The 10,428-nt window shown below is 34.9% G+C and carries 7 protein-coding genes, 1 tRNA gene and 3 pseudogenes; 3 read left to right on the top strand and 8 right to left on the bottom strand.

The window, feature by feature from the left end:
- Positions 1–115 precede the first annotated feature (115 nt).
- A pseudogene (locus tag ACFILT_RS00525) lies at positions 116–2,745 on the top strand (DEAD/DEAH box helicase family protein); the annotation flags it as partial.
- Between the two features lie 93 nt (positions 2,746–2,838).
- Here ACFILT_RS00525 and ACFILT_RS00520 read toward each other — a convergent pair.
- Complete coding sequence (locus ACFILT_RS00520) at positions 2,839–3,120, bottom strand: hypothetical protein (RefSeq protein ID WP_375629703.1); 282 nt, start codon at positions 3,118–3,120, stop codon at positions 2,839–2,841.
- 245 nt (positions 3,121–3,365) lie between these two features.
- A pseudogene (locus ACFILT_RS00515) lies at positions 3,366–3,416 on the bottom strand (hypothetical protein); the annotation flags it as partial.
- A gap of 729 nt (positions 3,417–4,145) precedes the next feature.
- On the opposite strand from ACFILT_RS00515, the pseudogene ACFILT_RS00510 reads away from it, so the two are divergent.
- A pseudogene (locus ACFILT_RS00510) lies at positions 4,146–4,324 on the top strand (single-stranded DNA-binding protein); the annotation flags it as partial.
- Positions 4,325–4,345: 21 nt separating this feature from the next.
- Here the strand turns inward: ACFILT_RS00510 and ACFILT_RS00505 are convergent.
- The 6 genes from ACFILT_RS00505 to ACFILT_RS00480 form a co-directional block, all read right to left on the bottom strand.
- Positions 4,346–4,912 (bottom strand): biotin transporter BioY, encoded by a 567-nt coding sequence (locus ACFILT_RS00505; protein WP_375679331.1) that lies wholly within the window; start codon positions 4,910–4,912, stop codon positions 4,346–4,348.
- Between the two features lie 257 nt (positions 4,913–5,169).
- A complete protein-coding gene (locus tag ACFILT_RS00500) occupies positions 5,170–5,727 on the bottom strand; it encodes a biotin transporter BioY (RefSeq protein ID WP_375679332.1) in 558 nt (185 codons plus the stop codon).
- On the bottom strand, positions 5,724–6,383 hold the full coding sequence (locus ACFILT_RS00495; protein ID WP_375679333.1) for an energy-coupling factor transporter transmembrane component T family protein: 660 nt from the start codon (positions 6,381–6,383) through the stop codon (positions 5,724–5,726). The genes ACFILT_RS00500 and ACFILT_RS00495 overlap by 4 nt, the downstream gene beginning before the upstream one ends.
- Entirely contained in the window at positions 6,380–7,060 is a 681-nt protein-coding gene (locus ACFILT_RS00490) for an energy-coupling factor ABC transporter ATP-binding protein (RefSeq protein ID WP_375679334.1), read from the bottom strand. Before ACFILT_RS00490 ends, ACFILT_RS00495 begins: the two co-directional genes overlap by 4 nt.
- A 40-nt stretch (positions 7,061–7,100) precedes the next feature.
- Complete coding sequence (locus ACFILT_RS00485) at positions 7,101–8,528, bottom strand: amino acid permease (RefSeq protein WP_375679335.1); 1,428 nt, start codon at positions 8,526–8,528, stop codon at positions 7,101–7,103.
- 1,031 nt (positions 8,529–9,559) lie between these two features.
- Complete coding sequence (locus ACFILT_RS00480) at positions 9,560–9,736, bottom strand: SlyX family protein (protein ID WP_375612388.1); 177 nt, start codon at positions 9,734–9,736, stop codon at positions 9,560–9,562.
- A gap of 454 nt (positions 9,737–10,190) precedes the next feature.
- Between ACFILT_RS00480 and ACFILT_RS00475 the strand changes: the two genes are divergently transcribed.
- A tRNA-Thr gene (locus ACFILT_RS00475) sits at positions 10,191–10,263 on the top strand.
- Positions 10,264–10,428 lie beyond the last annotated feature (165 nt).

Genomic DNA, 10,428 nt, shown 5'->3' with positions numbered 1-10,428 from the left:
TCGCATTTTTCTGCATTTTTTTCACCATTTACTCAAAATGGATTTAATAAGCTTCATTTCGATTCTTTTGGAGAGAATTAATCAATAGAATATATTGTCATGGAGCTTATCCTTTATGTCTTGCCCTCTTTATTTTGATAATGAACACGTCACGCTACGCTCTCTGTTGGAATTCTACCGTAAAAAGGCAAAATCACCCCGTGAATTAGGAACCATGTTTGAAAACCTTGTCATGGCTTATTTGACAAACGACCCGCTTCAAAAGCAAGAATACGAAAAGGTTCAGACTTATTTGGAATGGGCTAAGGAGCATGATGAAGATGGACGTGATATCGGCATTGATCTGGTTGCTAAAATTCGTGATGAAGAAGGATATGCCGCTATTCAATGTAAGTTTTATAGTGCAAATCATCAAATCAAGAAGGAAGATATTGATAGCATTATTGCTGCCTCAGGAAAAAAGATCTTCACACGCCGTATTCTGGTTGATAGCACCGAAGGTAATGGAGTGACAATGCCGATCTCACCTGTGAAGGACAAAGAGTCCGCATTCAACGGATTAATCTTTTTGATCTGGAAAACAGTCAAATAGATTGGTCAACCTTTGAAAGCAAAGGGGAAGCTACTCTTAAGAAAAAAGAACCGAAAAATCTTTTAGATCATCAACAAGAAGCGCTTAAAGCTGTTTGTGAAGGGTTAAAAGAAGCAGACCGCGGCAAGCTGATTATGGCGTGTGGAACGGGAAAGACCTTTACCAGTCTGAAGATAGCAGAAGCTCTTGCTGGTCAAGGTAAACGTGTTTTATTTCTTGTCCCCTCTCTTTCTTTAATGTCACAAACAATAAGAGAATGGACAGCAGATACAGAAATCCCCTTGCGTTCCTTTGCGGTGTGTTCTGATACACAAGTTGGCAAACGTCGTAAAGCCCAAGATGATGCTGCCGAACTCGATGTCTCGGATCTCGCTCTACCAGCAACAACAGATTCTCAAAAGCTTGGAGAAAAAGCCAATAAGGTTTCTCCTGATGCAATGACAGTGGTCTTTGCTACCTACCATTCGATCCAAGTGATTTCGGATGCGCAAAAGAAATATGCTTTACCGGAATTTGATCTGATCATTTGTGATGAAGCACACCGTACCACTGGAGCTGTGTTAGGAACAGACAAGAGTGAATCTGAGTTTATCAAGGTTCATAATAATAGCCTTATTCGGGGCAAGAAACGTCTGTATATGACAGCAACACCTCGTATCTTTAGTGATAATGCCAAAAAACAAGCTAATGAGATTGATGCTGTTCTGGCTTCTATGGATGATGAAGAGCTTTATGGAAAAATCCTTTATTCTTATAGTTTCTCCCATGCTGTAAAAAATGGACTTTTAACGCCTTACAAGATTATCGTTTTAGGTGTTGATGAAGGAGAAGTGAGTAAATCTATCCAGCATCTGATGACAGATGAGAATTATGAACTTATTCTTGATGATAGAACAAAGATCATGGGTTGTTATCAAGCTCTTACCAAAATGGATCTGAAAATTGATCTTGGGGATGATACAAGACCCATGCATCGGGCTTTGGCTTTTTGTAGAGATATTGATACTTCTGAACGCATATGTAGAACATTCAACAATGAAGAAGTTAAGAAAGATTTACGTAATCTTCATGAAAACCATAAAAATATTCCCCCTCTTAACTGTCAAGTAGATCATATTAATGGAAAATCTGGTGCCAAAAACCGTACGATAAAACTTGATTGGTTGAAAGAAGATGCGGGTGAGAATGTCTGCCGTATATTAACCAATGTACGCTGCCTTTCAGAAGGTGTTGATGTTCCTTCCCTTGATGCGGTTATGTTTTTACACCCGCGTAAAAGCCAAGTGGATGTGATACAAGCTGTGGGACGTGTGATGCGTCGTGCAAAAGGCAAAAAGATGGGCTATATCATTTTGCCGGTTGGTGTTCCTGCTGGTGTTTCACCAGAAGAGGCATTAAAAAATAATAAGAGATACAGTGTTGTCTGGCAAGTTCTGAATGCTTTGCTTGCCCATGATGAGAATTTTAGTAAAACCCTTAACCAGATGGTCTTAGGGCAAGACGTAAGCTCTATCATCGACATTGTTACAGTTTCTAAAAAGACCGAATTAGAGAATGTCACCACGGTTATTGACGAAATCACGCTCCACGAAAAATCAGAAAAATCGGGACTTCGTATTGGGACACAAGCTCATGAACCGCACCAAACATATGAAGGACAAGGAAGATTGCCCTTTTTTGTTGAGTTTCCCAATGCTCTCAAAACACTGATTGTTAAAAAATCTACTATGAGTGATTATTGGGGCATTTGGGCTGGCAATGTTGCTGAGATTGCACAAAACCATATCACACGCCTTCAAACTATGCTTTCTGATCAAACAAGCGAAGCTTATCATGCCTTTGATGCGTTTTATAAAGAATTAAAAAACAACTTAAACAGTGAGATAAAGCAAGAAGAAGCGATTGAGATGTTAGCGCAACATCTTGTGACGCGTCCCGTGTTTGAAGCTTTGTTTGAGGGCAATGAATTTGTGCAAAACAATGCCATTTCGCAAGCAATGGAAAAAATCTTAACAGAACTCGATAAAACCAATATTGAAGAGAAAACGAAAGATCTTGATAAATTTTACAACAGTGTCACGTTCTGTACAGCAGAGATTACCGAAACTCATGCAAAACAGAATCTTATTATAAACCTTTATGAAAGTTTTTTTGTAGTGTAGCTGCAAGAATTTGTTTAACTCTTTATTTGAAGAAAAAAGAGTTAACTCTATAGGAATCAAAATTCCAAAATATTGCTTATTTTGTTAAATCTGATTTTTAGAACGTGGGTTAGGAATATTCTGAAAGTCGTTTTCAGAATCAATCACTTCAGGATTATAAGGACTATTTTCTCCCGTTAAAACATAAATCCAATAGCAGATCTTCGAGTTCACAGAAAACTTTTCGATTATTAAGGTAGCACATTGATTATCACAGTTAAAATCGTATCTCCCTTCCTCTAAAAATTTATCAGCATCATTGATATTAACTAATTCTGAGGCTGGATCTATTTTATATTTATAAGAAAGGAAGTTAATGGTATTCATAAAGTTAACATAATTACAATGTCTATGTCTTATCAGATGGCAGGTGTTGCCTAAGTTATCTTAGTGACTATGGGAGTGTAGTGTATCCCAAATATATTGCGTCGTTTAGAATCGTTTGGCTGAAAATTAAGGCTATAAAACTTTAATTGCAAAAGCAATACGAACTTTAGAGAACTCTGCAGTGAGAGCTACTTAGATTTTTAGAATATGGGCTCCCCCTTCCCTGCTTTTAAGTGGAGGAGAAATCAGTGCTTTGAACGAAGCATGGCATCACGTAAAATGGCGTTAATCCGCGTTTGATATCCTTTCCCTTGACTTTTAAAGTCACGCTAGTACGTCTGAATCCACACGCACAGTTGTGACAGTTTTCATGGGTTTACAGAATGGATTGAAAACGGCGTCTTTCCAGAACTCATCATTGAGTGACAGAATATCTCTATGATCAATTGCACTATCCGACATTACAGCCAATTTATCAATTTCAACTCTCTGTTCATCTGTCAAAGCCGATAAGTTAGCTACCTCGATTTTATAACGAACTTTCTTCTTTATAACGTTTCTTTTCTTTCGAGTTGGCTCTCTGTGCTGAAATAATACGGATTACCTCTATGCCATCTTTATCGTCATGGACAGTATGCACTACGAATAGTAATAAAAAAACTCCACAAGCACTAAAGCTTGCTAACCATACTCTCCACTTTCAACACGGTCTTGTTTAGCCATGGAGAATGGATCAGAAAAAACATATGCAGCTATTTCAAAACTTTACACGGTGCTTTCTAAGGTTACTTTTTTTAGCTTCATCCCATTCAAATCTCATTTTTATACCTTATATTAATACATTTATGAGGGCATAATATACATCAAGAGTTTTAGATGAACACTTAATTATCCATGTTTTTGTAAAATTAATATAATTTAATACTTTAAAAATTAGTGATTAATTAACTAAAAATATTAAAAAAATAATAAATTATTCTAAGGCTTTATGCATATAATATGCAAATCGAATAAAACTTACAAGCATGTTGAATAAAATGATATTAATTGGCTATTTAGGGGCTGCTCCTGAAAGCAAAAAAATGAATTTGGGTGCCGAAATATTCAACTTTCGTATGGCTACCTTTGAGAACTATACAGATAAAAATACCAATAAAAAGTAGACAAAACAGAATGGTATTCCGTGGTGCTTTTTAATCTACATACATTTGGCAAAACTTGTTCTTCAGTACAAAATTGCCCCTTTTTCCGAATGAACGAGAGGAACGGTTTTTTTAATGGTCAACGCTACAAAGGATGCAATCAGCACTTTCAAGAAACCACTAACCAAAAAAACTAATGAACTTATTAAAACTGTCAGCAAAGGGACCTGTGTCATATAAGCCACCCATGGTATTCCAAAAGAATAGACTATCCCAATGCCACCCACAGTATTTATCACAAATAATATTATAAAATTTAACCGGTGCCAAAATAATTCTACCATAAAGCCAATAAAAAATGCAGCAAATGGAAAACTAATCAGATAACCACTCGTAACTCCTGAAAAAACACTAATTCCACCACGACCACTAGGCAATAGAGGTAACCCAATCGCAATAAGAACAAGGAAAAGAAGTGATGCTAACGCTCCCCTTTTTGCTCCAAGTATAGAGCCTGCTAACATCGGAGCCATAGACTGAGCTGTAATAGGGACACCCAGCAAAAAAGGAAGATAAAGAGGAGGAAAAAGACTCAAAACAGCGTAAATAGAGGCAAATAAAGCAATATAAACCAAATCTTTTGTATTCACTGAATTATTCCTTCACTAGGGAAAAGCTTTCGTTATTGTTGTACAATTAATAAAAAGTATCAGATTTATAAAAGTACACTTTAAATACCTTAGATATAGAGAAAAATACTATAATAATTTATTTTAATAACATCACTTATATGAATCATATTAGATTCTACAATGTTTAATTACATCATAAATTACTATAGTTAAATTCAATAATAGTGATATATGAATATTATATAATAACAATATAACAAAATAATACATTTATTTTAGTTATTATGCTTTGAATGAATGAGAGGAACAGATCTTTTAATCGCAAGTGCAATAAAGGATGCAATCAACGCTTTTAAACAATCGCCTATCAAAAAAACTGATGAAGCCATTAAAACATTCAGTAAAGAAACTTTGGTCATATAAGCTGTCCATGGAACACCAAAAGAATAAACTATCCCAATGCCACCGACAGTATTTATTATAAATAATGTTATAAAATTTAACCGCTGCCAAAACAATTCTACCATTAAACCAATAAAAAATGCGGCAAATGGAAAACCTATTAAATAACCACTTGCAATTCCTGAAAAGACACTGATTCCACCACGACCACCAGGCAACAGAGGTAATCCAATCGCAACAAGAACAAGAAAAAGGAGTGACGCTAAAGCACCCCTTTTTGCCCCAAGTATAGACCCTGCTAGCATCGGTCCCATCGATTGAGCCGTAATAGGTACCCCTAGAAGAAAAGGAAGATAAATAGAAGGGAAAAGGCCCAAAATAGCATAAATAGCGGCAAATAAAGCAATATAAACTAAATCTTTTGTATTCATTTGATTCTTCTTTTTTTACTATAAAAACTTTTATTATTATGAGATGCTATATCAATAGTATCAGCATCATAAGAACGCGCGTCCAATGCTTCAGCCACTTCTGACGCCATTCTTATGGTCCGTATAATTAAAGGTATCGCAAGAGCGACAATGTTAGTATTAAGTCCTCGTGCTTGCTGTGCTTCATGTACCTCATTAAACTTTTCACCCAAAAGAGGAATAAACCTGATCGCCATAGAGATAACCATACTCACTTTTGATGGATTTATACCAAAACAACGAAAGGGCTGGAGGCCTGCTTCAATTGCATCCACCATATCTGACACTTTTGTTGTGAATGAAATAACTGATGATAAAGAAAAGAGGATAACAAGACGTAATATGACCTCAACTCCCGTAAGCCAACCGCTAAAAATAGTTTGAAATACAAATAGAAGAACTAAAAGCAATCCCATCGATTTAAATTGCTTTATCACAGTTTTGAAAGGGATTTTGGCGACTCTATAGAATAAGATGACCAACAATAAAAATAAACCAAGAAGCGCTATGGAAGAAACCATTATTATAAAAGTTCCACAGGCCGTAAGAAATAATAACTTAACTCCAGGACTTAACCTATGAATAAATGTATCCCTCGGAATATATAAACCGATCATGACATTCTTCTTATATACTCCTTTATAGCAACAAAAGGTACATCATCAATTGCTATCTCCCCCTTATCAAAAACCAGCACTCTATCAAACTTTTTCAAAAACTCTAAATCATGCGATACAACTATTGCCGTTTGTGGTAATTCTTCTATCACTTGCGTAACGCGATGCTTATTTCGCAAATCAAGTAATGTCGTCGGCTCATCAAAAATAATGTAGTCTGGTTTCATTGCAACTACACTAGAAATAGCAACGAGTTGTTTTTGCCCACCACTTAATAAATGGACAGCGTGATTTCTGAAATCTTGAAGTTCATAGCGCTGTAAAATTTCATCTACACGCTCCTTAATTTCATTTTTATTAAGCTTTAAATTTTTGAGACCAAAGGATAAATCCTCTTCAACTAATGGTAAAACAATCTGATTATCGGGATTCTGAAAAACAAATCCAACTTTACGTTTTACTGCTTTTGCATCGCGTTTTGTATCAAGCCCATCAACGCTTACAAAACCATGAGATGGTAATTGGAGCCCATTAATAAGGCGAACAAATGTACTTTTCCCAGAACCATTCGCACCTATAATAGCAACTCGTCTTTCGGTAAGCTGTACAGTAATATTTCTTAAAACACACAAATCACCAAAAACTTGTGTTACCTCATCAAATTTTATAATCCCCAAGGTTTATTCCAATCAATCCCTTTTATTAGCTCTTCTTTCTCTATCGCTTCAGTTTATAACCTAAAAGTAATAACAAGCACCATAGAGGAATAATAATGACTGCCAAACTCATATCAGGCATCTGTACAGGAATATATACTTCAAGAAAAGGCAAGCTTATTCCTATCATATCAAAAAGTCGAGTCATCAATCCATTTTTCCCAAAACCACTGACAAACATAATGCAAAATAATAAAACAAGAAAGCAGAGGCAAAGATAGTTAGCGTAAGGATATAAACCAAACGCATAAATAAAATCGCCCTTTCTGTTCTTATGGGCATTGCGAAATTTCAAATGAACAATAACAATAATAGCCCAAGTAATCACTGCTGCTGCAGTTGCAAGAGCCATGATCCGCATGAAACTATTATCAGGAACAAGAGCATTAACAACGACAATCAACGCCGTACATAATGAAGAAAAAAGGATAGCAATATAAGGAACACGAGCAGCACTCAGTTTACTAAAAATATGTGGTGCATTTTTTTGTACAGCTAAACTATAAAGCATACGGCCATTAGAATAAATGCCACTATTGTAAACAGAAATAGCAGCCATAATCACCACAAAATTCAAAATATGACCAGCAGCAGGAATTCCTATAGTCTCGAAAATTGTGACAAAAGGACTACCATTTTTTCCAATCATATTCCAAGGGCTGATTATCATAATAATGCTGATAGAACCAATATAAAAAATTATAATCCTCCACATAACTTGACGAATAGCCGCTGGAATTGTTTTTTGTGGATTAGATGCCTCTCCAGCAGCAATACCAATAAGCTCCGTTCCTCCAAAAGAAAACATTACTACAGAAGTTGCTAAAACAACCCCTACTGCTCCATAAGGGAAAAAACCGCCATGGTCCCAAAGATAATGAATATTCGCTTGATTTTCCCCTAGTCCAGTGACAATGAGAAAAATTCCAAAAATAATCATACCAATAACAGCAGCCACTTTGATCAAAGCGCAAGCAAATTCAAATTCTCCATAAAAACGAACATTAAACAAATTAACAAATGTAACAAATAAAAGAACAATGAAAGATGTCTTCCAATGATCAATCAAAATCCAATGATCAAGGTAAAACCCTATCACTGTAAGTTCAGCCATGCTCACAAGAATATAAAGAAACCAATAATTCCAACCTGTTATGAAACCAGCTAATCTCCCCCAATATTTATAAGCAAAAAAACTAAATGCTCCTGAAGACGGTTCTTCTACTGACATTTCACCAAGCATTCGCATAATGAAATACATAATAAGCCCGCCGACAAGATAAGATAAAATAACTGAGGGACCAGCTAATTGAATTGCCTCGGTTGACCCATAAAAAAGTCCTGTCCCAATAACCCCACCCAAAGCAATCATTTGAATATGGCGATTTTGAAGGCTACGCTTCAATTCCTCGTGCTTTTTTTCAGACATCATGCCTCACTACTTTTGTTGAACTTAACCTCAACTTTTATTGAAAAATTAGGCACCTCTTTCAAAAAACACAAAACAAACGTAAACTTATTTTCTTATCATAATGCAACTCCTTATTTTTTTGTGCATTATACGTATGTCCCGTTGAAGTTTTAAGAAAAAATATGCTCCACCCTTTATTTAAATTAATGTCCTTCATTTTCGTTACACTAACCATTATAGCATTGGTCATTGATAACGCACACTCTGTAATCACATCACATTGGACAACAACCCCCTTTAATAAAATTTTAACAAGCCTTCTGCAAACAGATATCTATCACCTTAATCAATCTCTATGCAAGGTAATGCCTGATTTTCTGTCCTCAATTTGCATTACTCTCACTTATTTACCCGCATGGTCTATCTTTGGTGCTTTAGCAATAGTATTTTGTATCTTAAATTACGAAAAACAAAAGCCTTTTCACAAAATATCATATACATATAACGAAGAGTACATTTGATCTTTAAAAAAACTTCTAGAGCTCTCTGTACTATAACATAATCGATGTCGCTTAAAACCCCTCACTCTATTAAAACAACTGAAGATCACTTGATCATCAGAAAAAATTAAAACGCTTCATTATAAATATAGGCGCTCACTTATGATTTCTATAGATAACGATAACATCACTTTATTTGTATCAATTTAAAAAAATTAGCGAATAAATCTACCTCCCACCTATAAGAAAACTCTGTACAGAAAAAACTTAAAATATTGCAGTTCATATATTTTTCTATGGCTGTTTCTTTAATACTCTACAAAAACTTTTCTTAATTTTCGTACTAGAAACCCCATATAAAAAAACGTCTTCTAATATCAGCTCTCCTTATAAGATTGGAACTTATTAAAATTAATGAAGAAGCTTATAAAAATTATTCTACAAGTCTAACAAAATGCGTGAAATAAAAACTCATCTGTAAATAATTGCAATTGTGATAAAAAATATTTCGCACCTTCTCCCTATTGAGAAAATGGTAAGATAACAGCTTCAGTAACACTCTAGTTCTTTTAAATCTGAAAATCGTCTCGCTAAAATATCAACTTTTTTAGATATCTCATCCAAACTTTTCCATTGATTAGTTACCTCTCGAGAAAGTTCCTCAATGAATTTTTCTTGGTAAGCTAGCTTCATTTCTAGTTCTATCAGCCGATCTTCATCCGACATGATTTTTACTCCCTCTTAAATAAAAAACGTGATTAATTTTATTAATCCTCCTCCCTTTTTCTTCCCATAAAAATGAGAAGTAACTTCTCAACTAATTTTACTCATCTATTTGCACATTATAAAAGGTTTATGATGATCTTTATTTTCCCAATCACTCTATGCAACAAATTTCTTTCTTAAGAATCAGAAAATGTTTTTATCTTTACTAAGTTATCTTGACACCATTTTTCATCCTAAAGATCTACATTCCCAGCTTCTTAATTTAAGTGCTATCGTAAATTGAAAAGCATTTTATAGCATTAAGGTCAAAGAATACTTTCCTCTGACTTTTACATAATTCTCCTTCAAATTATTATCATATGTACAAATTATTGAAAAAATGCATTCTTGCTTTTATACGTACTTTTAGCTATTACCCTCAAATTAGTTTTGTCTCATTGACTTACAAACCTATGCCGCATTAGCTCAGTTGGTAGAGCACATCATTCGTAATGATGGGGTCGCTGGTTCGAATCCGGCATGCGGCACCGTTTTATTTCTTAAACATATTGAAATATATAGATTTTTTCTTTAAATAGCCATTTTCATACCACCTTTTAGACCACCTTCTACAGTGTAGCTTGCCAGCGGGTTTTGTATATTTTGCCACTAGGTTTTGTACCAATTTATTTTTTTTCAAAGAGTTTTTAAGG

Source organism: Bartonella sp. AP7XZML (assembly GCF_042195745.1).
Taxonomy (GTDB): Bacteria; Pseudomonadota; Alphaproteobacteria; order Rhizobiales; family Rhizobiaceae; genus Bartonella.
Note: the sequence above shows the minus strand (reverse complement) of the source record. Positions and strands in the feature narration are given on the sequence as shown.